Here is a 23,885-nt window from a genome sequence, read left to right as displayed (position 1 = left end):
GCTACGAGGTAATGCTGTTGTTTTTTATTTTCTGTAAAATCTGGTGTGCTACATCCATTGCCCTGTAACCATCTACTTCTGAAACCCTGGTGGGTGTATTGTTCAGGATTGAATCCCGGAAGGATTCCAATTCTTTTTTGATCGCGTTAACATCAGGAACCTGGGGGTTTATGACCGCAATTGTCTTTTTTCCATGCGGTGTATCCAGGTCAAAGGAAAAGGCATCTACATCCTGGGGAGTCTTCAGCTTAATAACTTCGGACTTTTTGTTGAGAAAGTCTACTCCAATATAAGCATCTTTCTGGAATAACCGCATTTTTCGCATTTTCTTCATCGAAATGCGGCTGGAGGTGAGATTGGCTACACAGCCATTGTTAAATTCAATGCGTACGTTGGCAATGTCGGGCGTATCTGTCATTACAGCGACCCCGCTGGCGGAGATCAGTTTCACCTCACTCCGTACGATACTGAGTATGATATCAATATCATGGATCATCAGGTCGAGGATCACGCTTACCTCTGTACCCCTCGGGTTGAATTGCGCGAGGCGGTGTACCTCTATGAACATGGGATTCAACTGAAGGTGCTGAATGCCCAGGTAGGCGGGGTTGAACCGTTCTACATGACCTACCTGCAGCTTTATGTTGGATTCGCGAACCAGTTTCACGAGCTCGCGGGCTTCTTCCATCGTATTCGCCAATGGCTTTTCCACAAAAACATGTTTTCCCTTGCGGATCGCCAATTTGCAAAGCTCGAAATGGTAGGTAGTAGGCGCCACAATATCGACGATATCAACAGCTTCCAGGAGGCGCTCGGGGTCAAGGAACCGCGGCAACTGATATTTTTCCGTGACTTCCTGAGCAGATACGTCGTGCGGATCGTAGAAACCCACCAGCTCCACGTCTTTTATATCTTTCCAGTTGTTGAGGTGAAATTTTCCGAGATGACCAACGCCGAATACGCCAACCTTTAGCATAGGTATTGTGAGTTATAATGAATTAAAAATCAAAGATAAATAATTGGATATTCGAATTGGAAAAAGGAATTACACGAGTTATAAACAAGCCAGGGAAACGAACGCTCCGCATTAGTCTCTAACACTCCTCCGGTATACTTGTGATGATCTGCTATTAGCGTAAAAGCGGAGATCTGCTGCGGTAGGTCGATGTAGGATGATAAATAAACAGGCAGGTTCCATCCTTGATCTGATCGATCATGGGCTGGCAGATCTCTATCGGGACTGCCGGACAACCTTTGCTACGACCAATATACCCCTGGTTGGAAATAAATTGCTCGCTTACATAATCGGCTCCATGAATAACGATAGCCCGGCGGTAGGCAAAGTCATTGATGCCTTTTTCTACCCCCTGCAATTTCAGGGAATACCCATTGGTACCTTGATACGCTTCGCCGGTAATGTAGAAACCAAGGCTGCTTTTATTGGAGGATGGCTTATTGGAAAATACATTGGCCATGGTCTTGCCGGACCTCATGCCATGGGCAACCCAGGTGTTATAGAGTAGTTCGTAATTATCGAGGTCGATCACATACAGGCGCTTGTTCGTACTGGGCTGACTGAAATCGACGATGGATATGACGTTTCCTTTGAGTTTTCCTGCGTGCGAGAGTTTTTCCATTCCTTTTACAGCGAGGCGATACACCATTTTAGACAGCCCCAGTTCTTCCAGGTGCAGGCTATCGTATATCTCCATGCTATTCCGAAATGAAAATGCTGCAACTTTTGAGGGGTTCTCCAGTTTGTGGGGAGTAGTATTTCGAAACTTAAAATTACTGGTGGTTACCGTAGAAGATACGGGTACAAAAGAGCATAGCAACAGCATTGCTAAACCTAATAAGGGGGCACTTACCAGCGTACAGAATCTTGCCTTGTTCGGTTTTTTCATAGATTCAGCCTTTTTAAGGGGATGAATTAATTGATCAACGTTTTCAGTATCAACGGAATGATGGACTGGATATTGCCCAGATTCCAGATAATCAGGATATTTTTTGGACGGTGACGAAAATAGCGGTTTTTACGGTTCGCCGGGTACCTTTTACGCCGGGAGAACACATTTAATCGATTTCCATATATAAAAGAAAAAAGGAAAGGATAAGGAGGCTGTAGTTGCTTGATTTACAGCGGGAAAAATAGTGCTAGAGTTTTTCACCTATGATATTATACAACAGGTCTTTGTAATGCTCACTGCAGGGAAGTTCGGTTTCGCCGAGGAAGACCGTTTTTCTGGATACGGTATCGACTTTCCGCAAAGAGACGATATACGAGCGGTGGATCCGGATGAAATCTTCGTTGGGCAGCCGGGTTTCGAAGTATTTGAGGCTTTGGAGTGTAACGACGGGTTTCTTGCTATCTGCCAGGTGGATGCGGGTATAGTCCTTCAGCCCTTCGAGGTACACAATATCATGGTAGAATAATTTCTGGATCTTATGGGCTGTTTTGATAAACAGGAAATCATCTTTCCGTTGTGGAGACTTGTTCTTTCTGTAACCGACATATTCATAAGCCTTGTTTACGGCCGACACAAAGCGGTCGAAGGGAACCGGTTTCAACAGGTAATCGATGGCATCGAGCTCATACCCTTCTACCGCGAATTCATGGTAGGCCGTCACAAAGATCACCGCTGGCTTTTTGGGTAAGATCTTCAGAAACTGGATACCAGAGAGGTCGGGCATTTTGATATCGAGTAATACCAGGTCGATCTCCTCTTTTTCAAAATAGGGTATGGCCGCCATGGGACCTTCGCAGCGCCCTACCAGGCGGAGGTATGGTATTTTGCGAATGAAATCTTCCATGAGGTCAAGTGCCCATGGTTCGTCGTCGACAATGAGGCAGTTTAGTTGCATCGATTAGAGTTTTCTGTTTATGCCGGATCTTTGAGAGACCATTGATCAGGTGATTACCGGTGGGCAATCTGATCGCGGCCCGACTCATGATCCAGGGTGATTTTGAGGTTTACCACATAGATACTGCTGTTGTCGCTTATATCGAGCCAGTAACGACCGGGATATAAGACATCCAGCCTGCGTCGCGCATTGACCAGGCCCACCCCACCCGCCGTTTCAGGAACAGCTCCCGCTTTCCGGATAATGGTATTGCCAACGGTCAGCGTAAGATCATTTCCCACCATGCTAATCTTAATGTCGATAGCTGATGGGCTTGAGTAACTGATCCCATGCTTAAAGGCGTTTTCTATAAACGTGATCAGCAAGAGGGGGGCTATCAGCAAATCGTTGGTGACGCCCTTTACTTCATACTGAATGGTTATGTTTTTCGAGATACGCAACTTTTGCAAGTCGATGTAGTTACGTATATATTCCAGGTCACGGGTAAGCGGTATCTTTTCGGTGGTACTATCGTACAGCACATACCGCATGATCTGCGAGAACTTCAGGATGGAATATTCCGTTTGTTCCGATTTCAGGTGTGCCTGGGAATAAATGCTGTTCAGCGTATTGAACAGAAAATGAGGATTGATCTGCAGCTTCAGAAAATTCAATTCTGCATTCAGCCGCTCATTTTCCAATGCCTTTTTTTGTTTCTCACTTATGATGAGTGAATTGGCGAGTTTGATGAACCCACTGATGAGCAATATGATCACGCCCGATGAAAGTGTATTCATCAATACCATGGAGAACCCCATCCAGAATATACTTCTTTCGCCAAACGGTCCTTCTCTAAAAAAAGGCATGGCGGGTACTGCTGCCGTTACGGCCATCGAATCGCCTGGTGGCGAGCCTTTGAAGAACCGGCGCCAATGTCTCATGGGCCTGCGTGCCGAATCGTCTGGCGTATGGTTGGTTTCCACCACAAAGGTTTCGCCTGCAACGGCGTTGCCCATTACCTGTATGGTGCCCATGGCCGGTGCAGGAGACAATGTGGGCAGGTTTAGCGGGTGAGGTCCTATCAGGGTATCCTTCATGGCCACCATTCCATTGCCCACCCTGCTGGTTAAAAAGTATCGTCGGGCATGTGTACGCAGGTGCTCCCGAAAGAAATACTCTGTAGCTATGTTCAATGCACAGAGCAACACCAGCGCAGCAGTGATAGACAGAAAGTAGTTGGCAATCTTTCTGCGCTGAAAAAACCTGGGTATCAGGTAATAATAGTTTACATAGAACAGGATGACTAAAAAGGATTTGGAAATGAGCTCACGGTAAAAAAATGTGATATCCAATATCCTGATCCTGTAGATCAGCAAGGGCAGTGCCAGGAACAATCCCCACAAAAAGAGATGTGACACTATGACCAGTACCCGATGACGTTTTGTTTTAACGGGTTTAAACCCCAATATATAAGCTATGCTATCACGGGCTTTCTCTTTTGTCATCATACTATTGAGCCGGGAAGGTACCGGTCTGCTGCTTTACAGGTACATTAAATGCCGGGGTTTCACCCAATTTTATCTTTCCTATAACAATTGCTGCATCGGCGGCTGCCTGGGCTTTCGTGGCAAACCCTCTCCTGCCGGGCAATGCAGGATCGATCGATTGATGGATGATGATCCTGCCACCCGTCACTATATCGTATCCCCAGCCTGCCTCCTGTTCAAAGCACTTATAGGTAAGCGTTTCGCCATTGACCGGCGCGGCGGATGAATAGAGCTTGACTACGGTAATAGCTGCCGCCACAACGACGGCAGCCACCAGGATACGTGGAATCTTATTGATTGTCATCGTCGTTCTGTTCATCGTTGGGATGAAATTCAAACATGTTATAATAATATTCCGACCCGTTACGTCCTGTTAACACAAACCCTTTGTTCTTCAATGTCATGGCCACTGCTCCTTCTCTTGACTTACCTTCAAAAGCGGTTTTCTGTGCCCAAACATCCGATGCGGGGTCGTATTCCCAAACTGTGGAATTAAAGGATCCGCTTTGTCCTGTAGCGAGATAAGCTTTGTTGTTCATAACAAAACTTACCGCATTGTACCGAACAATGGAGCTATAATCATCGTCGTACGTTTCGTCAGAAACATCGGTGAGCTTTCTCTTTTCGGTCCAGTCTTTTGTTGCGGGATCGTATACCAGCAAGTCGTTCAATGCTGCTCCGTTGTTATTACCGCTTACGATGTAAGCTTTGTTATCGATCACAAAAGCTGTAGATGCCGACCTTCTGCGGTTCATACTCTTTAATTGTTCCCACTGACCTGTTCCGGGTGTAAAAGACCAAAGATCCTGCAGGTCACTGCCATCGTAACCGGAGCAGATGTATCCTTTATCGCCGATAGTAAATGCGACTGCATTGTACCTGGCCGATCCGGGGAATGCTGTTAAGGGATCCCAGGTGTTGGAGGCAGGGTCGAAGGAATACATATCATTGAATTCATCGTACCCATCGGTACCGGTTCCTACATATCCCTTGGTGCCTACCGAGAAGGCCACGGCAGAATTACGGGCTGCTCCCGGCATTTCTTTCATTCTTGTCCAATAACCTTTGTCGAAGTCGAATTCCCACAGATCGTTGTAACGCTTGGTGGCCGATACGCCTGTTCCCAGGTATGCTTTATCGCCGATGGTAAACAGAACAGCCTCACTACGGGCATCATTCTCAAAGTCTTTGCTGATCGACCAGTTGCCCACCAGTTCATCGTCGCTATCGGTGCTTTTGGTGCACCCCGGCAAGAGGAATACCGGTGTCGATACAATCAATAAGGAAGCAGCATAAACAGCAATTTGTTTCATCATTTTCAAGTTTTTAGTATGAGGGACCGGTCATCGGCGATCCGGTGCAGCGGGATGATTGCAGATGTGTACCGGAATGGGCAATCGGCCAATGGCCCCTTTGCGTTACAGTATTTTCGATAAAAGTATTCCGACCCTCTCCAAACGTCTTGGTAAAATAGATAGGCTGGTAGGTTGAATCGACGAAATTCTTATTATAATCGGCAGAGATAATTCGCTCCCCGCATGAGGTTTACCGCTACCTGTTAACAGAATGACGCGGCTTGTGTGAACAGCACCTAACCAACCATTGATTCATTTAGTGTCTTACAGATCGAAAGCGTGCCTTCGTCGATTATTCATGAATAACCATATATTATAACAAAGCCACCCAATGACAGCCCAATATATTGCGCCGATCATCATTCCGCTATGTGTATGACTTTACCGAAATCTGTTGTTGCTGTTTTGTTCAGTACCTGTCTTTCCTCTTTTTTGCTCAGTGCCTGTTATAAAGACGAGATCAAGTTTGGTAACCTGGGCGACGATAATTATACCAGACTCATCACCATCGATACCATTACGCCAGTGATCTCAACGGTAGTGCTGGATTCGTTCCCGACCTCAGGCACTGGCAAGCTATTGATCGGCCGGTGGGAAGATCCGCATTTGGGGGCGACGATGGCCAGTACCTATTTTCAATTGGGCTTGCCTGCCGATATATCTTCTATCACCTTTCCCAATGACGCTGTCTATGATTCGTTGTCAATGACCCTGAAACCGGATAAACATTATTATGGCGACACGTCAAAGGCGCAAACCTTTTCGGTTTATGAGCTTGCTTATCAGCCTGAGTATAGTTATGCCAGCAAGCTCTTTAACACTTCTGTAACAGCTAAGCTTTCCGCTGCCCTTGGCAGTACTACGCAATTGATTCGTCCGAGCAGAAATGATTCGCTCCAAATCAGGTTGCCACAAACCAGGGGGGCAGAACTGTTCAATAAGATCAAACTGCAGGCAGCCGAAATGAAAAGCGAAGATGCCTTTCTGAATTATTTGCGCGGCTTTTGCATCCAGGTCAACGCCCAGGATAAAGGCGCCATCTTCAGCTTCACTGCCGACAGCAGTGTGATGATGAAACTTTATTACCACACGACGATCCCTGTATACCAGGAACATGTCATCTCCTTTTCTTTAACAAGAACCGGTTACCAGTACAACCAGGTGTCGAGTAACCGCACCAATACGCCCCTGCAACCAGGTTTTGCCGGGCAGACAGAATTCTTTACTTCCGAAGCGTATCCTTATGCATTTACGCAAGCCGGTACGGGTGTTATGATGAAGATCAAGTTTCCGTCGCTCCGGAATGTTTTGGGATTATCAAGCGTGGTGAAATTGCTGAATGCTAAACTGATCATCAAGCCCATCGAGCAATCCTTCGACAACTATGGTTTCCGCCTACCGGATACTTTATTCCTGGCACAAACGGACGCTACGAATGGTATCGGTGATGCTTTGCCAGGGGCCGACGGCACAACAGCTCAATATACTGCGCCCAGCATCGACTATATCTACCGGCTGAACACACAATACAGCTTTGATGTTTCGTCGTACGTCAGTTACTTATTAAATAGTGCCGGTAATTCGGAAGGTGGCGTTTTCGTACTGGAGGAATATCCCGGTTCGGCCAAAAAGCTCAACAGGGCATTGATGGGTGCTCATGATCATGCCAAATACAAGACTCAATTATCAGTGACCGTTATGACGGTTCAATAAACCCGGACACTCATGCAAAAACTTCTTACGTTTTCTCTTCTGCTCGCGGGCCTCTCCTTAAAAGCCCAGGATTACAATGCCCCTTATTCCATTTATGGTGTGGGAGACCTTGAACAACGGTTCTATGACCGGAGCATTGGCATGGCCAACAGTTCTATTTCGTTGATGAGTAGTCCGTATTATCAATTCGTAAAGAACCCTGCTTCTTTAAGCAGCCTTGAGCGAAGCAATGTTTATGTGAATATGGCGCTGACCGGCAAGATCGTTTCTTATGCGGGAACACCGATCGGCGAAGCCAACCGTTCGACGCGTGACCTGTCCTTAAAAAGCTTTTCAGTGGCTACCAAACTTAACAACTTCTGGGCCAGCAGTGTGGGCTTTATGCCTGTAAGCTATGCCGGGTATCACTATACGGCGACGAAAAGTATTGAAGGATCGAATGACAGCTACCTGGGCGATTATGAAGGCGACGGTGGCCTGTACAATGTGTATTGGAACAATGCATTCGCGTTGGGGCGCCATTTTTCGGTAGGCATTCGCTCTTCTTTTATTTTCGGCTCGCTAAACCATACCGAAACCCTGACCGGGGATGTATTGGCTGCAGATATCGTTACCAAAACAAGGGAGTTCTACAATAATTTCCGGTTTGAGTTTGGATCCATTTATGCTGCCAATCTCAGCAAGAATTGGAAGATTGCGTTGGGCGGGAAGTTCACCACCAAAACAACACTTAACTCAGAACGTACCGTTTCCATTACGGAGGGTGGTACGGCTGTGAAAGAAGATGAAACGATTACTGGTACCCCTTTTTCGTTGCCCGTATCGTACGATGCTGGTATCTCCTTTACGCACAAGAACCGGCTAACGATGGCCGTAGATTACAACTACCAAAGCTGGACTGATCTGAAACAACGGGGATATGGCTATACCCTTATTGACAGCCGTCGGTTATCGGCAGGTATTCAGTTCTCGAACCAGGTGGAGCGTTGGGGGCGGCGGTATGAAAAGAATTATGTTCAGGCCGGCTTTTTCACCCACAACTCTTACCTGCGCATCCGCAACACACCCGTCAATGAAATAGGAGGCAGTATTGGTTATGGCGGTTATTTAAGTGGTAGTCTGTTTTACGGACTTTCGCTGGAGGCGGGACGCCGCGGCACGATCACGAATGGCCTGATCAAAGAAAACTATGTACAGGCCACGTTGACCCTTTCGCTGCGTGAATTCCTGTTCAGCAAAGGACATAAGTACGATTAGGCAAATGATCCGGCTGGCACTATGCCGCAGCGTGTAACAATTTCAAATAACCCGGACCGGTGAATATTCAAGCTATCGTAGCGTTCCCGTTTTTGACGTGGCGGCCCGGGTTATTGAAACTGCGTAGTTTTTCTCATGATCATGGGTCCCTCGGTATACCAGGGTCCGCTCTATAAATTTCCTTCAATATTTATCACCTTGTTTTATTTCCCTTGAGATAGATTTCTATAAATGACCAATAAGGCTATTTGCTGCCGGTTGGAAAGGTATACCCGCCCGGTTTGTGTGAATGTGTCAATTATTTAATAGTTAACGGTACATTTCTGCGCCGGAAAGCAGCAGGGAAGCGAACTACACGGGATACTCCCTGATAGCAGGCCATCGAAAAAGGGCGAAATGCAGCACAATTGGAGCCCTCAAAGTGTTCATGAAAACGTCCTTTTGAATTATCCACCCCCTGTTACTAAGTTAGTTTGGCCCCCCCACCTCAGGTCCCTAAGTTTGTATTCGCTCTTTTACAAAGTATCGTATCGGCGTCTATCTTACACTGCTAATAATCAATAGTTTAGGTAGACTTAATAGGGAACCATGTGAAATTCATGGACTGTTGCGCAACTGTGATTGCCGGAACCGGCAAAAAGTCAGACACCTGCCAGACGATGCGTGCACACCTTCGCATAAAAGGTAATCGCACGGCTAATATGGCCTCTTCACTATACCTCTACCCCTTTGGTTGGTGTGGTGGCCTGGTAATGTGTTGTTCCCTTTTGTAACGGGTGATTTCTGGTTCCATCCATGGAAGGATATTTCTATTGGAGGGGCATTGTCGTCGCCATATTAACCAAACGGTTCTAAAAATATACCATGAGTAACGAAAACGAAATATTACTGCAGGAAAACAAAGACCGCTTTGTGATCCTGCCGATCAACTATCCCCGGGTTTGGGAAATGTACAAGAAGCATGAAGCCAGTTTCTGGACCGCAGAAGAGATCGACCTGAGCGGCGACATGAAGGACTGGGCAAGCTTAAACGATGGAGAGCGTCATTTTATTTCGCACGTACTGGCTTTTTTTGCGGCGAGTGATGGTATAGTGAACGAGAACCTGGCAGTAAACTTCATGAGTGAAGTGCAATTGCCCGAAGCACGTTGTTTCTATGGTTTCCAGATCATGATGGAAAATATCCATTCCGAAACCTATGCGCTGCTGATCGACTCCTATGTTAAGGATCCCCAGGAAAAGCACCGTCTTTTCCACGCTATCGATACTGTACCGGCTGTTAAGAAAAAAGCCGAATGGGCTTTGCGCTGGATCGAGAACGGCTCTTTCGCCGAAAGGCTGGTTGCTTTTGCAGCTGTTGAAGGTATCTTCTTCAGTGGTAGCTTCTGCTCCATCTTCTGGCTGAAAAAGCGTGGTTTGATGCCCGGCCTGACCTTCAGTAATGAGCTCATCAGCCGTGACGAGGGTCTGCATTGTGAATTTGCCTGTTTGCTGTACAGCATGCTGAACAAAAAGATGACCCAGGAAGAAGTGTATGCCATCATTGGCGATGCTGTGAAGATCGAAAAAGAGTTCATTACCGAGGCTTTGCCTGTTGACCTGATCGGGATGAATGCCAAGCTGATGCAGCAATACATCGAGTTTGTGGCCGACCGTTGGCTGAGCGAACTGGGTTATCCCAAAATGTTCAACAGCACCAATCCCTTTGATTTCATGGAAATGATCTCTCTGGAAGGTAAAACCAACTTCTTCGAAAAGCGGGTGGGCGATTACCAGAAAAGTGGTGTAATGGGCAGCAAGGAAAGCCAAAGTTTCACACTCGAAGAAGATTTTTAGTCGAATAACAGACACCAATTACTCATCATAAATACTACTAACCCATGTTTGTAATAAAAAGAAACGGCAAAAAGGAGTCTGTCAAGTTTGACAAGATCACGGCCCGCATTGAGAAATTATGCTATGGGCTCGACAGGCGTTTCGTGAATTCCATCGATGTTGCGAAGAAAGTTATTGAGGGATTGTATGATGGTGTGACTACTACCGAACTGGACAACCTGGCTGCGGAAACAGCAGCCTCGCTCACGGTGAAACACCCCGACTATGCGCTGCTGGCCAGCCGTATTGCGGTGAGTAACTTACATAAAAACACGCTCAAGAGCTTCAGCGCCACCATGAAGCTGTTGTTCGAATGCAAAGACAGCAAAGCTGGTAAAGCTGCCCCACTGGTAGCCGATGATGTATGGGAGATCATTCAGCAACACCACGAACTGCTCGACTCTACCATCATTTACGACCGCGATTACAGCTTCGACTATTTCGGTTTCAAGACGCTGGAAAAATCTTACCTGCTGAAAGTAGATGGTAAGATCGTAGAGCGTCCACAACATATGTACATGCGTGTGGCCATCGGTATCCATAAAGAAGATATCGAAAGCGCCATCAAGACCTATCACATGATGACCGAACGTTGGTTCACGCATGCTACGCCTACCCTCTTCAATGCAGGAACCCCCAAGCCTCAAATGAGCAGCTGCTTCCTGTTGACCATGAAGGAGGATAGCATCGACGGTATTTATGATACCCTGAAGCAAACTGCGAAGATCTCGCAAAGCGCCGGCGGTATTGGTCTTTCTATCCATGGCATCCGTGCAACCGGCAGCTATATCGGAGGCACCAATGGCACCAGCAATGGTATCATCCCGATGTTGCGCGTATTCAATGACACGGCCCGTTATGTGGATCAGGGTGGTGGTAAGCGCAAAGGCGCCTTTGCCATCTACCTGGAGCCCTGGCATGCCGATGTTTTCGAGTTCCTCGATCTCCGCAAGAACCATGGTAAGGAAGAAATGCGTGCAAGAGATTTGTTCTATGCCCTCTGGATACCCGACCTGTTCATGAAAAGGGTTGAAAGCGATGGCCAGTGGAGTTTGTTCTGCCCTCATGAAGCACCCGGTTTGCATGAGTGCTGGGGTGAAGAGTTTGAAAAGCTGTATGAGCAATATGAAACAGAAGGAAGGGCCCGCAGAACGGTAAAGGCTCAGGATCTCTGGTTCGCCATCCTGGATGCGCAGATCGAAACCGGTACACCTTACCTGTTGTATAAAGATTCTGCTAACCGCAAATCGAACCAGCAGAACCTGGGTACCATCAAGAGCAGCAACCTGTGTACTGAGATCCTCGAATACACTTCAGAGAACGAAGTGGCTGTATGTAACCTCGCATCGCTGGCGTTGCCCCGCTTTGTGATCGACGGCCAGTTTGACCACCAGAAGCTGTATGAAGTAACCTACGAGGCTACTAAGAACCTGAACAAGATCATCGATTATAACTACTACCCTGTGGAAGAAGCAAAGACTTCCAACATGCGCCACCGTCCTATCGGGCTGGGTGTACAGGGTTTGGCAGATACCTTTATCCTGTTGCGTCTTCCGTTCGAAAGCGAAGAAGCCAAGCAACTGAATAAAGAGATCTTTGAAACGATCTATTTTGCCGCCATGACCGCCAGTAAAGACCTGGCAAAAGTGGATGGCCCGTATGAAACATTTGCCGGTTCACCTACCTCCAAAGGCCAGTTCCAGTTTGACCTCTGGGGCGCTGAGCCAACCCTTCGCTGGGATTGGTACCGTCTGAAGGATGAAGTAGTGAAGTATGGTGTGCGCAACTCTCTGCTGGTGGCCCCCATGCCTACCGCTTCCACCTCGCAGGTTTTGGGTAACAACGAGTGTTTCGAGCCATATACTTCCAACATTTATGTACGTCGCGTATTGAGTGGTGAATTTGTGGTTGTCAACAAGCACCTGCTGAAAGATCTGGTAGACCTGAACCTGTGGAACGATGACATGAAGAACAAGATCATCGCTCACAATGGTTCTGTTCAAAAGATCGAGGGTATTCCTGATTATATCAAGGAAATCTACAAAACTGTTTGGGAGATCAAACAGCGTACGCTGATCGATATGGCTGCTGACCGCGGCGCTTATATCTGCCAGTCTCAATCGCTGAACCTGTTTGTAGACACCCCCACTACCGGCAAACTGACTTCTATGCACTTCTACGGCTGGAAGAAAGGCCTTAAAACGGGCATGTACTACCTGCGTACGAAGGCTGCTTCACAGGCTGTACAGTTCACGGTAGAAAAGCAAGGTGGCAAAATGACCGAGCCGCTCACCGACAACCACTCCCTGAAAGTGGTAGAGGGCAGCGAAGATGTCATCCCGGTAGGCGCCACCTGCACCATGCAGGAAGGTTGTGTAACCTGCAGCGCTTAATGAGATCTATCTCAAAAACTATACAAACGCTCTCCGCAAGGGGAGCGTTTTTTCTTTGGATTCAGGGGGAAGCCCCTTGCCTTGACTTTTGCCCTATTGCCCCGGCGAATTAACTGGATGGGGCGTACGCTTAGCCCTGAAAATCAGCCTTTCCCGCTTGCGTAACCATCTTTTCCCGATTACATAAACCATTTTGATGCAGGAATAGGATTTTTGTAGCCTGAAACCGAAAAACTTTAGTTACTGTTAAACCGTCCTTTTTTTACGGCCCCGCCCGTAAGGCACTTCCGGTTGTGGTGCTTTACGGGTTTGGGTATTGTTCAAGGTCAATAAGTTGCGTCGATGTCTATAAAGAAAATCATTGGTAAGGTTCATCTTTGGCTGGGACTCACGAGTGGCCTGCTCGTGGTGATCATTTCCCTTACAGGTTGCATTTATGCGTTCCAGGAGGAGATCCAGAATATGACACAACCTTACCGTTTTGTCGAAGCATCGGACAAACCTTACCTGGCCCCATCCACGCTACGGGCCATTGCTGAAAAGGAACTACCCGGTAAGCATATTCATAGTGTGGGTTATGCAGACCGCACTGATGCAGCCAGGGTCTCTTTTTACGCTTTCGAACCGGTAGAGTATTATTATATCGTGTACATCAACCCTTACACAGGGCAGGTATTGAAGGCGAAGGACATGAATGACGACTTCTTCCGCTGGATCCTGGATGGCCATTTCTACCTGTGGCTCCCTCCTACTATAGGTCAACCAGTTGTGGCCACTGCAACGCTCGTTTTTGTGGTGATGATGATTACGGGTATCGTACTTTGGTGGCCCAGGAATAAGGCCGCCCGCAAGCAGCGCTTTTCAGTAAAATGGAATGCACGCTGGCGGAGGGTTAACTACGACCTGCATAATGTATTCGGCTTTTATATGACCTGGGTAGTGATCTTTATTGCCCTCACCGGCCTGGTGTGGGGCTTCCAGTGGTTTGCGAAAGGTGCCTACTGGGCGATCGGCGGCGAGAAATCGATCGTATACACAGAGCCTTTATCGGATACCACCAAGGTCAGCGCTTACCAGCAGCCTGTAGATGCACTATGGAACCAATTGAAACAGGAACAAGTAGCAGGAGGATCGCTGGAAATGCATTTTCCGGCCAGTGATACAAGCACCATCGAGGCAGCTCTCAACGCAGACAAGAATACCTACTGGCAAACAGACTATCGCTTCTACGATCAATATACACTGCAAGAGGTGCCCGCCAATCATATCTGGGGCAGGATCAACCAGGCCACTACGGCCGATAAGATCTATCGTATGAACTACGATATCCATACGGGCGCGGTATTGGGATTGACAGGTAAATTCCTGGCCTTTTTCGCCAGCCTGATCGCCGCTTCGTTACCTATCACAGGTTTTATGATCTGGTGGGGACGCAAAAAGAAGCAATCCGGTTCTGCGGCCAAATCCAAAAAAGCAAGTGGTGTTTCGCCGACGGGGGTAAATCAACAACAACCTGCAGCTATTTAAGGCTTTATCACCGCTGTAATTACACAATTCATACAAGTTGGGGCATCAAGCCATTCCCGGCAAGTTATATTTACGTAACACCAACGTATAATCCAGCTTGTTATGAATACCTATCTCGTCAGTGGTGCCGGCAGCGGCATCGGCAAATGTGTTGCACATCAAATAGATTCAGAAGGACATTCCCTTATTTTGTTGGGCAGGAATGCTGCCAATTTACAGGCCACTCTACAGGACCTACCAGGTAAGAATCACCGCGTGTTGATTGCTGACATTCGAAACAGGAGCTCCTTACAGGCAGCCGCCGGGCAATTGAACGGTGCCGCCATCGACGGCCTCATTGCCTGTTCGGGTGTTGGAGGCTCCAACCAATGGGGTGAACAGGACCGTTGGGATGATGTGGTTACTACCAACCTGACGGGTACCTATAATTTCGTGCATAGTTTTTTGCCAGCCATTCAGGCTTCGCAAGCGAACTACAAGCACATTATTGTTATCTCTTCTGCGATGTCGAAGGTGGGAATGCCCGGATACCAGGCGCTTTGTGCCTCCAAAGCAGGCCTCAATGGCCTTATCCGTTCCTGGGCTGTTGAATGGGCCAGTCACCGCATCCTGGTAAACGGTATCAGTCCGGGATGGGTCGCAACGGCGATGGCCGATCAGGCGTTGGATGAGATCGCGGCCTATATGTCGACCAGCCGGGAAAAAGCCTATGAAGTAGCGGTGCAAGGCGTTCCTTTGCGAAAGATGAGTGAGCCCCGCGAAATTGCCGATCTCGTTTCCTACCTGTTAAAACAACTATCCATGACGGGAGAGAACATAGATATCAATTGCGGTTTAAGTATGCAATAGTTTGATTTCACGCTTATAGGTTTACCACCAATACAGGAATGGTCAATTCATGCCGCACAGAATTGATCGTTTCCCCATAGAGCCAATCCTTTACCCCAGTATGGCGGTGTGCCCCTATTACCAGCATATCGGCATTGTTTTCCTTTACCAGGCGCACGATCTCTTTGGCACGATGACGGAAGCCAAGATGCCCGGTCGTGGAAAACCCTCGTTCGGAGAGTTGCCGAATGTAGAACTGCAACCGCTCATCATCGGCCCGGGTTTCGAAATCGTCACTCTCCTGCCCCAGCAACCTGGCGGAGGCACTTTCTACAATGTGGATGAGTACGTATTCCGATTCATTTTTACCCTGCCCGATAGCATGGGCCAGTATGGCCGAATCATGTTCGCCAAACTCCAGCGCAACGGCTATTTTTCTATAGGTAGGCACTATCAATGGCTTCAATGCATCGACATCGGGGTGCATTTGTATCGACACTGGCTTTGGCCGTTTACTAACAAGGGGATAGAATATGGTAAAGGCGAGGAGCACCAGGAACAGGATGCCTGCCACCACGATGATCGTCTTCCATAAATTATTACCAGGCTGGTCAAACACAGTGCCTGCTTCGGCAAGCACCATTTTGATGTTCAGGTATACCAGTACAGCTGCGATCAACCAGGCGGCGGCCTGTACTATCGGTTTAATGGCAAAGGGTCCCATGGTCTTTTTATCACTTACAAAGTGAATCAGCGGTATCACTGCAAATCCCAATTGCATGCTCAGGATCACCTGGCTGAGGATGAGCAGGAAATCGACCTCCTTGTCGCCGAATATATAGATTACGATAATGGCGGGTACAATGGCCAGCAAGCGCGTCAATAGCCTCCTGATCCATGGATTGATGCGCAGGCGCAGGTAACCTTCCATTACGATCTGGCCGGCAAGGGTACCGGTTACGGTAGAGCTTTGTCCGGCTGCGATCAGGGCGATAGCGAATAATACAGGTGCCACTTTAGAACCCAACACGCCCGAAAGGAGCTGGTGAGCATTCTTGATCTCATCAACCATGAGGCCATTCTTAAAAAATGCAGTGGCTGCCAGTACGAGTATGGCTGCATTGACCAGAAAGGCTATGTTGAGGGCAATGGCCGAGTCGACAAAACTCCATTTCAAGGCTTGTTTAATCCCCTGTCTCGTTCTGTCTATTTTACGTGTTTGTACGAGTGCTGAGTGGAGGTACAGGTTATGCGGCATGACGGTGGCTCCAATAATGCCGATAGCAATGTACAGCGCTTCATTATTAGGTAAAGTAGGTACGAAACCGGTGGAAACCTCCCGCAGGTCGGGCTTTACGAGGAGGATCTCTACAAAAAAGGAAAGTCCTACCACTGCCACAAGACCGATGATGAAGGCTTCCATCTTACGAATACCCAGGCGCTGCAGGTAGAGCAGCAAGATAGTATCCAATACTGTGATGGCCACGCCCCAGATAATAGGTATATCTGTAAGCAAATGTATTCCGATGGCCATACCCAGTACTTCGGCCAGGTCGGTGGCGGCGATGGCCACTTCGGCCAGTATGTATAAAAAGAAGTTGATGGTTTTGGGATAGGTTTCCCGGTTGGCCTGCGCGAGATCGCGCCCGCGAACGATGCCCAGGCGGGCCGAAAGGCTTTGCAGGAGGAGCGCCATGATATTGCTCATCAGCAGCACCCAGATGAGTGCGTAACCGAACTTACTACCTCCCGCGAGATCGGTAGCCCAGTTTCCGGGATCCATATAGCCTACACTGACGAGATAGGCTGGTCCGAAGAAAGCGAGCACTCTTTTCCACTTGGTCCCTTTAGTATTGACATCTATCGATTCATGTACTTCGCTGAGAGACTGTTCGTGTTTTAATCTATTCATCATACTTTACAAACACATTTTTGGCCACGTGCTCGCTCACCGTAACGATCAATTGGTTTTTAAATTTTAGTTCGAGAGAGTTGTCGAAGGCAAACTTCTTCTTGACCTCTACCTTAGTTCCGAGGGCAATGCCTTTATGTCCGAGCAGTTCGAGCATTTCGGCACTTTGGTCGCCAATGCTTGACACCTCTGCCACCTTATTAAGTGGCAGGTTGAGGAGGTCGACCTGCTTGGGCAGGGTGAATTTTCCGTTACTATCGGGGATAGGATCTCCATGCGGATCCGATTTGGGGAAACCGAGGTATTCGTCGAGGCGATCGATCAATTTTTTGCTGCTGATGTGTTCGAGCTCTTCTGCGATCTCATGCACTTCATCCCACCCGAAATTCAGCTTTTCCACCAGAAAGAATTCCCACAGGCGGTGTTTGCGGATGATCTGGAGGGCAACCTTCCGGCCTTCATTGCTCAATTTGAAGCCCTTGTATTTCTCGTACAGGAGAAGTTTCTGCGCTTTCAGCTTTTTGAGCATATCGGTCACCGAGGCCGGCCGCGTTTGCAATTCATTGGCTACGTCGTTGGTGGTCACTATGCCATCGCTTTTCTGCAGGTGGAAGATGGCTTTCAGGTAATTTTCGGTACTGCTGGAGTATTTCGGAGCCGCGGTCATTTCCTATAAATCTAAATTTTATTTTAGACAAATCTAAAATTAAATAACGAATATAAAAACACAATATTTTCAAGGAGTGAGAGGGATGTACTACTTTTAACCGCGAATGATTTAACCCGGATTATGAAGTCTTACTTTCTCTTGCTACCCGTTTTCCTGTTGATCGTTGCCTGTAAAGGAAAGAAAACGTCCCTGCAGGATGATGAAACCGTTACGGTAAAAGAATTCATTGAGTTTTTTCCCGAGTCACCACTCCCCATCCGTATTGCCGATACTACTTTGTTGAAGAAATCGACCGATTCGCTGCAGATAGGTTACAAGATATTCAAGCAATTTATTCCCGATAGCCTGATCCAGGCTGACTTTGGCAAAGGCGTTACGCCCAAATTATTCCCGCTGGGCCGCACCCAGGAGGATGGCAAGGAAACCTACCTTTTCATCAAAGCCACTACGGGCGCTAAACGCGTCGGATATTTAGCCTGCTTTAACAAAGACAATGAATTCCTGAAGATGATGCCATTGGTAAAGCAGGGCTTTGATCAATATTCTTCCACGTACGGTATGCTCGACCGTAAATTCCAGATCACTACTTACTACGAGAAAAAACGGGCCAATAACGAGACTACTTTCAAGCGGAATGTGTATATCTATAATAGCGGCGCCAACGAATTCACACTGATCCTTACGGAGCCCAATGAAGAGATCATCGAGAATGTCATTAACCCGATCGATACACTGCCAATCAAGAACAAGTTTTCGGGGGACTACGTAAAGGATAAAAAGAACTTCATTGCCGTTCGTGACGGAAAGCGTGCCAGTGAGCCCCTGGTGTTCATACATTTCGAAAAGAGCGACTGCCGCGGAGAAGTAAAAGGTGTTGCCCGTTTCGTTTCGGCTTCTGTAGCTGTTTTCCAGGAAAGCGGCAATCCCTGTACCATCGAGTTTACTTTCAGCGCCAACCGGGTGGTGATCAAAGAAACAGGCGGATGCGGCAGTTACCGCGACATCAAATGTTTCTTTGAAGGAAGCTATCCCAAGAAGAAGGCCCCGGCCAAACCCAAAGCGGGCAAGAAGTAAACATCCCCCTACCCTGCCAGTATCGATTTACCGTTAAGTCCTGAATCAGATGCCCGGGAAGCCTGATGCCCCGTACAATAAGCCTTTACCTGTTGCGTTGGTAATCAGCCCGGTTATCTGCTGTAAAAAACTTCACATGTAGTTTTTTACCATTATATTGCAACGCTTTTGCGTACTAAGTACACATATAGTGTACCGCTGCTGGCCCCGCAATTGCCCGCAGCAGCAGGTACCCAGTGGCTTTATTCATCAAGCATAATTGTATTATACCATATGAGTTTCATCAATTACAAAGTACCCTATCAGATAGATGACAAGTTCTCCAAAAGCGTGGCTTATTTTTCCATGGAATTTGCTGTTCATCAACCCCTCAAGATCTACAGCGGTGGTCTGGGATTTCTTTCAGGATCGCACCTGCGGAGCGCGTATGAACTGAAGCAGAACATGATTGGCATTGGCATTTTGTGGAAATACGGTTATTACGATCAGGCACGTAACCAGGATCAAACCCTGCAGGTAACCTGGATGGAGAAGAACTACAGTTTTCTTGAAGATACAGGCATTAAGTTTCAGATCATCATCCACGATCATCCGGTATGGGTGAAGGTATGGTACCTGAACCCGGAGACCTTTAAATCGGCTCCGCTGTTCTTATTGAGTACCGACCTGCCCGAGAATGACTACGTTTCCCAAACCATCACCCATCGCCTGTACGATGCCAATGTGGCGACCAAAGTGGCTCAATTCATATTATTGGGTGTGGGCGGCGCCAAGCTGGTCGATGAGCTTAATTTCAATCCCGAGCGCTATCACCTCAATGAAGCCCATGGGGTTTCTTCGGTGTTCTATCTCTATAAGAAATTCGGTAACGTAGAAGACATTAAAAAGCGCCTGGTATTTACTACCCATACGCCTGAAGAAGCCGGTAATGAAAAGCACGATATCAACCTTTGCCATAAGATGAGCTACTTCTGCGGCCTTGGATTGGATGAAGTTCGTAAGTTAACCGGTTTACAGGATGACCAATTCAACCACTCACTGGTAGCCTTACGCTTTGCCCATATTGCCAATGGGGTATCCGCGCTACATGGGGAGGTATCGCGCCATATGTGGGAGAAGTATCCTGGCGTTTGTCCGATCATTTCGATCACGAATGCGCAGAACTGGACGTATTGGGCCGATAAACAACTTTACCGTGCTTCGGATGAAAGCAATGATACCTGGTTCGATGACCGTAAGAAATACCTGAAGAAAAGAGCCTTCGAGATCGTTGCCGACCAAACGGGTAAAGTATTTGACCCGAATGTACTCACCATTGTATGGGCACGCCGGTTTGCCGGTTACAAACGTGCTGAATTCCTGAGCCGCGACCGGGCGCGATTTGAAAAGTTGCTGAGCAATAAGAAATACCCCGTACAGATCATCTGGGCAGGTAAACCCTACCCGATGGATTACCCGGCCATCAATGAATTCAATAACCTCGTTCACCTGAGCAAGAACTATAAGAATGTGGCCGTACTGATCGGTTATGAGCTTACACTCTCCAAAAGGATGAAGCAGGCTTCGGATATCTGGCTCAACAATCCCCGCGTACCCCGCGAAGCCTCCGGCACCAGTGGTATGACGGCGGCGATGAACGGCGCTATCAATTTCTCGACCGATGATGGATGGATCCCCGAATTCATGGATCATGCCCACAATGGGTTTGTGGTGCCCAAGGGAGACTACGCCCATATGAATGTGCAGGAGCAGGATGATTACGATTACAACAAGTTGTATGATATCCTGGAAAAGGAAATCCTGCCGATGTATTACGACCAATACGATACCTGGCGCCAGATCGCCAAAAACGGTATGCGTGATGTACGCTTCCGTTTCGAGGCTGGGAGAATGGCCACTGAGTATTACGAGTTACTATATAAATAATTGTGTCGTTCCGGAATTACAACGGCTGTTTGGCTATTTCCTACGCTTCGCTTCAATAAGTTTCACCCGGCCTTTGCCCTTTTCCATATTTGTGCTGTAAAACAATCACGATTATGACTACAGAACAAATTCACCTGGTTAAGCGGTCCTGGACGCTGGTGGCCTGTATGCCGGCAGAAGAAGTAGGAAAGTTGTTCTATACCCGCTTGTTTGAACTGGCTCCTCACCTGCAGCATTTATTCAAAAGCCCTCAGCCCGAACAATCGAGGAAGCTGATCGCCATGATCAACTATGTGATCAACCGGTTGGATAGCCTGGAAGACATCCTGGACGAAGTAGCCAAACTGGCGCAACGACATGTACAGTACGGTGTAAAGGAAGAACATTACCAGGTGGTAGGGCAAGCCTTGTTGTGGACCCTGGAAAAGGGCCTCGATAAATTCTGGCATCCTGCATTGAAAGAAGCCTGGGTCGTATGTTATACGACACTTTCCGGCGCCATGATCAGCGTTTCGTACCCGGCTACCTCCGTTGCCTAATCCCTGCCGTACACCTCTTTAACGCAATTACAGTTTAGCAACCACGACCGCAAACGGTAACAGGCATCAGTATGCCTGTTACCACTATTTTAATCCGTTCGTCACGTGTAAGTACGCAATTTTCACTTGGCTTATTGGAATTTGAAATCATTTTCTACCTTTGGCTAACCAATGTTTCCAATATGGAACGTGCTCAAGTAAACAGCCACTATCTATCTCTTTTCAAGACCATCCGGTTCACCATTCACAACACTTCTCCACCCAACAATTAATCATGTGCGCAAGCAGGTTATGCCGGTATTGCATCAATAGTTTATCGAACTGTTGGAGCAGCTATCGCCTTTCCATGCTTTGCAAAGAACAAGACATTTAACATACCGCGTTTTTCTTAATAATTATAAATAGTATGGAAACCCCAATTATCAAATGGGCCTTGCTCATTGGCATTCCCCTTCTTTGCCTTGTATTGTACAAAATCATCCTCCGCGTTTTCTTTGGTTTGGTCATCGTTCCTGAAGACCGTATTGGCCTGGTAACAAAAAAGTTCGTCCTGTTTGGCAAGCAGGAATTACCGGCTGGCCGCATCGTGGCCACGCAGGGCGAAGCCGGCTTTCAGGCGCCAACGCTTGCTCCGGGCGTTTATTTCTGGAAATGGATCTGGCAGTATGAGATCAACTTTCAGCCTTTTACGGTGATCCCTACCGGTAAGATCGGGCTTGTACTTGCCAAGGATGGGATGGAACTGGAAACCGGCCGTATCCTTGCCCGTAAAGTTGATTGCGATACCTTTCAAGATGCGCCGGGTTTTTTGCTCAATGGCGGAAGAAAAGGCCGTCAAACGGCGATCATACCGCCAGGCTCGTACCGCATCAACACCCTGCTGTTCGAGATCGAGATCCACGACATGACGACCATTCCCGATAATGCAGTGGGTATCGTTACCACACTGGAAGGTCGACCACTGGAAGAAGGCCAGATCGCCGGTAAACACATCGAGGGACACAACAAATTTCAGGATGTGGATACCTTCCTTTCAAACAATGGTTATAAAGGATTGCAGGAACAGGTGATCCTTGCGGGTTCTTATTTCCTAAATCCATGGTTTACCAAGGTAGAGATGGTAAGGATGACAGAGATCCCCATCGGTTATGTAGGCGTGGTGATCTCATTCGTTGGCGAAGAAGGCGTAGACCTGAGCGGCGTTGAATTCAAACACGGCAACATCGTATCCAAAACGCAGAAAGGTGTGTGGGCCGAAGCCCTGGGGCCCGGTAAATACCCAGTCAACTCGCATATTATGAAAGTGGAACTGGTGCCCACGACCAACCTGGTATTGAACTGGGCCAGTGCACGCAGCGAGGCACACCAGCTGGACAAAAATCTTTCAACCATTACCGTGCGCAGTAAGGATGGTTTTACCTTCAATCTCGATGTAGCCCAGATCATTCACATTCCTACGACGGAGGCGCCCAAGGTCATTGCACGTTTTGGTAACATGAGCAACCTCGTAACACAGGTATTGGAACCAACAATCGGCAACTATTTCCGCAACTCGGCGCAGGATGCCGAAGTGATCGACTTCCTCAAGAGCCGTAAGGAACGCCAGGAATCGGCCAGGGAACATATCGGGCATGTGCTGGACCAATACAACGTGTTTGGGGTAGATACCCTGATCGGCGACATTGTCCCTCCCGAATCGTTAATGAAGACGTTAACTGATCGAAAGATCGCTGAAGAGCAGAAGGTAACCTACGACACCCAAAAGATGGCGCAGGAAACCAGGCAGGCGCTGGAAAAGGAAACGGCCATTGCCGAAATACAGAAAGAAATCGTAAAAGCCGACCAGGGCGTATTGATCGCCGAACGCATTGCAGATGCTTCGGTGAAGAAAGCCACCGGTGATGCCAACAGTGTGCGCATCCAGGCCACTGCCGATTCTGAAAGACTGAAGTTGCTGGCCAGTGGTGAAGCAGAAAAGACGAGACTGATGGCAAAGGCTGATGCAGAGAAGATCGAATGGCTGGCTAAAGCAGAAGCCGAGAGGATTTCATTGACCGGTAATGCTGAAGCGGAGAAGATCCTGGCTATCGGTAAGTCTTCGGCTGAGTCTTATAAGCTGGCGGTAGAAGGCATGGGAGGTGACAACTTTACCCAGCTCAAGATCATGGAAGCCATCGGTACACAACATATACGGATCATGCCGGAAATATTGATCAATGGAGGTGGTGATGGAAATGGTTCGATGAATGGTTTATTGGGCTTGCAGTTACTGGAGCAATTACGCCGTAAGTCAGGTGGCAACCAACCCGACCACGGTTCGAATAATTAAGCAGTTATTATTGATCTCGCTACGAGTCGCGGGTGATGCGTGTTGGAACTTTGGTCAACCCGTATTACTTACGACTCGTAGTTGCATTTAATGGATATA

18 protein-coding genes and 1 riboswitch are annotated in these 23,885 nt (G+C 47.8%); of the genes, 10 read left to right on the top strand and 8 right to left on the bottom strand.

Features of this window, described 5'->3' with window-relative positions; all coding sequences use genetic code 11:
- Position 1 precedes the first annotated feature (1 nt).
- The 6 genes from P2H89_RS16335 to P2H89_RS16310 form a co-directional block, all read right to left on the bottom strand.
- Positions 2–976, bottom strand: a complete 975-nt coding sequence (locus P2H89_RS16335; RefSeq protein WP_275828683.1) for a Gfo/Idh/MocA family oxidoreductase — start codon at positions 974–976, stop codon at positions 2–4.
- A 154-nt stretch (positions 977–1,130) separates the two neighbouring features.
- The gene (locus tag P2H89_RS16330) at positions 1,131–1,904 is read right to left on the bottom strand and encodes a murein L,D-transpeptidase catalytic domain family protein (protein ID WP_275828682.1); all 774 of its coding nucleotides are present in this window, start codon (positions 1,902–1,904) and stop codon (positions 1,131–1,133) included.
- Between the two features lie 250 nt (positions 1,905–2,154).
- Positions 2,155–2,862, bottom strand: coding sequence for a LytTR family DNA-binding domain-containing protein (locus P2H89_RS16325; RefSeq protein WP_275828680.1), 708 nt, complete (start codon positions 2,860–2,862; stop codon positions 2,155–2,157).
- A 53-nt stretch (positions 2,863–2,915) separates the two neighbouring features.
- On the bottom strand, positions 2,916–4,349 hold the full coding sequence (locus tag P2H89_RS16320) for a sensor histidine kinase (protein WP_275828678.1): 1,434 nt from the start codon (positions 4,347–4,349) through the stop codon (positions 2,916–2,918).
- 1 nt (position 4,350) lies between these two features.
- Positions 4,351–4,692, bottom strand: coding sequence for a DUF4907 domain-containing protein (locus tag P2H89_RS16315; protein WP_275828676.1), 342 nt, complete (start codon positions 4,690–4,692; stop codon positions 4,351–4,353).
- Positions 4,679–5,704 (bottom strand): kelch repeat-containing protein, encoded by a 1,026-nt coding sequence (locus P2H89_RS16310; protein ID WP_275828675.1) that lies wholly within the window; start codon positions 5,702–5,704, stop codon positions 4,679–4,681. The genes P2H89_RS16315 and P2H89_RS16310 overlap by 14 nt, the downstream gene beginning before the upstream one ends.
- Before the next feature lie 414 nt (positions 5,705–6,118).
- On the opposite strand from P2H89_RS16310, the gene P2H89_RS16305 reads away from it, so the two are divergent.
- From P2H89_RS16305 to P2H89_RS16280, 6 genes are all read left to right on the top strand, one after another.
- Positions 6,119–7,456 carry a DUF4270 family protein gene (locus tag P2H89_RS16305; protein ID WP_275828673.1) on the top strand — a complete coding sequence of 446 codons (1,338 nt, stop codon included), beginning with the start codon at positions 6,119–6,121 and terminating at the stop codon, positions 7,454–7,456.
- 12 nt (positions 7,457–7,468) lie between these two features.
- Positions 7,469–8,713, top strand: coding sequence for a hypothetical protein (locus P2H89_RS16300; RefSeq protein ID WP_275828671.1), 1,245 nt, complete (start codon positions 7,469–7,471; stop codon positions 8,711–8,713).
- 550 nt (positions 8,714–9,263) lie between these two features.
- Positions 9,264–9,385: riboswitch (cobalamin riboswitch) on the top strand.
- A gap of 192 nt (positions 9,386–9,577) precedes the next feature.
- On the top strand, positions 9,578–10,549 hold the full coding sequence (locus tag P2H89_RS16295) for a ribonucleoside-diphosphate reductase small subunit (protein ID WP_275828669.1): 972 nt from the start codon (positions 9,578–9,580) through the stop codon (positions 10,547–10,549).
- A gap of 44 nt (positions 10,550–10,593) precedes the next feature.
- Complete coding sequence (locus P2H89_RS16290; protein WP_275828667.1) at positions 10,594–12,981, top strand: ribonucleoside-diphosphate reductase subunit alpha; 2,388 nt, start codon at positions 10,594–10,596, stop codon at positions 12,979–12,981.
- Between the two features lie 342 nt (positions 12,982–13,323).
- Positions 13,324–14,508 (top strand): PepSY-associated TM helix domain-containing protein, encoded by a 1,185-nt coding sequence (locus P2H89_RS16285; RefSeq protein ID WP_275828665.1) that lies wholly within the window; start codon positions 13,324–13,326, stop codon positions 14,506–14,508.
- A gap of 102 nt (positions 14,509–14,610) precedes the next feature.
- Positions 14,611–15,357: an SDR family oxidoreductase gene (locus P2H89_RS16280; protein ID WP_275828663.1), complete on the top strand. Its 747-nt coding sequence runs from the start codon at positions 14,611–14,613 to the stop codon at positions 15,355–15,357.
- Positions 15,358–15,370: 13 nt separating this feature from the next.
- On the opposite strand, the gene P2H89_RS16275 is transcribed toward P2H89_RS16280, so the two are convergent.
- Positions 15,371–17,251: an Nramp family divalent metal transporter gene (locus tag P2H89_RS16275; protein WP_275828662.1), complete on the bottom strand. Its 1,881-nt coding sequence runs from the start codon at positions 17,249–17,251 to the stop codon at positions 15,371–15,373.
- Positions 17,241–17,915, bottom strand: coding sequence for a metal-dependent transcriptional regulator (locus P2H89_RS16270; protein WP_275828660.1), 675 nt, complete (start codon positions 17,913–17,915; stop codon positions 17,241–17,243). The genes P2H89_RS16275 and P2H89_RS16270 overlap by 11 nt, the downstream gene beginning before the upstream one ends.
- A gap of 123 nt (positions 17,916–18,038) precedes the next feature.
- Here P2H89_RS16270 and P2H89_RS16265 point away from each other — a divergent pair, with 123 nt between their 5' ends.
- The 4 genes from P2H89_RS16265 (at position 18,039) to P2H89_RS16250 (ending at position 23,786) form a co-directional block, all read left to right on the top strand.
- Complete coding sequence (locus P2H89_RS16265) at positions 18,039–18,992, top strand: hypothetical protein (RefSeq protein WP_275828658.1); 954 nt, start codon at positions 18,039–18,041, stop codon at positions 18,990–18,992.
- A 273-nt stretch (positions 18,993–19,265) separates the two neighbouring features.
- Positions 19,266–20,918: an alpha-glucan family phosphorylase gene (gene glgP / locus P2H89_RS16260; protein ID WP_275828656.1), complete on the top strand. Its 1,653-nt coding sequence runs from the start codon at positions 19,266–19,268 to the stop codon at positions 20,916–20,918.
- Between the two features lie 113 nt (positions 20,919–21,031).
- Entirely contained in the window at positions 21,032–21,457 is a 426-nt protein-coding gene (locus P2H89_RS16255; RefSeq protein WP_275828654.1) for a globin domain-containing protein, read from the top strand.
- Positions 21,458–21,863: 406 nt separating this feature from the next.
- The gene (locus tag P2H89_RS16250) at positions 21,864–23,786 is read left to right on the top strand and encodes an SPFH domain-containing protein (protein ID WP_275828652.1); all 1,923 of its coding nucleotides are present in this window, start codon (positions 21,864–21,866) and stop codon (positions 23,784–23,786) included.
- Positions 23,787–23,885: the final 99 nt, after the last annotated feature.

This window comes from Paraflavitalea sp. CAU 1676 (assembly GCF_029223285.1).
GTDB lineage: Bacteria > Bacteroidota > Bacteroidia > Chitinophagales > Chitinophagaceae > Paraflavitalea.
This window is presented reverse-complemented; position numbering and strand designations above follow the sequence as displayed.

What these genes read in the sequence shown, in the direction of transcription:
- P2H89_RS16335 (WP_275828683.1), bottom strand. Translation starts at nt 976, where the DNA reads ATGCTAAAGGTTGGCGTATTCGGCGTTGGTCATCTCGGAAAATTTCAC.
- P2H89_RS16330 (WP_275828682.1), bottom strand. Translation starts at nt 1,904, where the DNA reads ATGAAAAAACCGAACAAGGCAAGATTCTGTACGCTGGTAAGTGCCCCC.
- P2H89_RS16325 (WP_275828680.1), bottom strand. Translation starts at nt 2,862, where the DNA reads ATGCAACTAAACTGCCTCATTGTCGACGACGAACCATGGGCACTTGAC.
- P2H89_RS16320 (WP_275828678.1), bottom strand. Translation starts at nt 4,349, where the DNA reads ATGATGACAAAAGAGAAAGCCCGTGATAGCATAGCTTATATATTGGGG.
- P2H89_RS16315 (WP_275828676.1), bottom strand. Translation starts at nt 4,692, where the DNA reads ATGACAATCAATAAGATTCCACGTATCCTGGTGGCTGCCGTCGTTGTG.
- P2H89_RS16310 (WP_275828675.1), bottom strand. Translation starts at nt 5,704, where the DNA reads ATGATGAAACAAATTGCTGTTTATGCTGCTTCCTTATTGATTGTATCG.
- P2H89_RS16305 (WP_275828673.1), top strand. Translation starts at nt 6,119, where the DNA reads ATGACTTTACCGAAATCTGTTGTTGCTGTTTTGTTCAGTACCTGTCTT.
- P2H89_RS16300 (WP_275828671.1), top strand. Translation starts at nt 7,469, where the DNA reads ATGCAAAAACTTCTTACGTTTTCTCTTCTGCTCGCGGGCCTCTCCTTA.
- P2H89_RS16295 (WP_275828669.1), top strand. Translation starts at nt 9,578, where the DNA reads ATGAGTAACGAAAACGAAATATTACTGCAGGAAAACAAAGACCGCTTT.
- P2H89_RS16290 (WP_275828667.1), top strand. Translation starts at nt 10,594, where the DNA reads ATGTTTGTAATAAAAAGAAACGGCAAAAAGGAGTCTGTCAAGTTTGAC.
- P2H89_RS16285 (WP_275828665.1), top strand. Translation starts at nt 13,324, where the DNA reads ATGTCTATAAAGAAAATCATTGGTAAGGTTCATCTTTGGCTGGGACTC.
- P2H89_RS16280 (WP_275828663.1), top strand. Translation starts at nt 14,611, where the DNA reads ATGAATACCTATCTCGTCAGTGGTGCCGGCAGCGGCATCGGCAAATGT.
- P2H89_RS16275 (WP_275828662.1), bottom strand. Translation starts at nt 17,251, where the DNA reads ATGATGAATAGATTAAAACACGAACAGTCTCTCAGCGAAGTACATGAA.
- P2H89_RS16270 (WP_275828660.1), bottom strand. Translation starts at nt 17,915, where the DNA reads ATGACCGCGGCTCCGAAATACTCCAGCAGTACCGAAAATTACCTGAAA.
- P2H89_RS16265 (WP_275828658.1), top strand. Translation starts at nt 18,039, where the DNA reads ATGAAGTCTTACTTTCTCTTGCTACCCGTTTTCCTGTTGATCGTTGCC.
- glgP (WP_275828656.1), top strand. Translation starts at nt 19,266, where the DNA reads ATGAGTTTCATCAATTACAAAGTACCCTATCAGATAGATGACAAGTTC.
- P2H89_RS16255 (WP_275828654.1), top strand. Translation starts at nt 21,032, where the DNA reads ATGACTACAGAACAAATTCACCTGGTTAAGCGGTCCTGGACGCTGGTG.
- P2H89_RS16250 (WP_275828652.1), top strand. Translation starts at nt 21,864, where the DNA reads ATGGAAACCCCAATTATCAAATGGGCCTTGCTCATTGGCATTCCCCTT.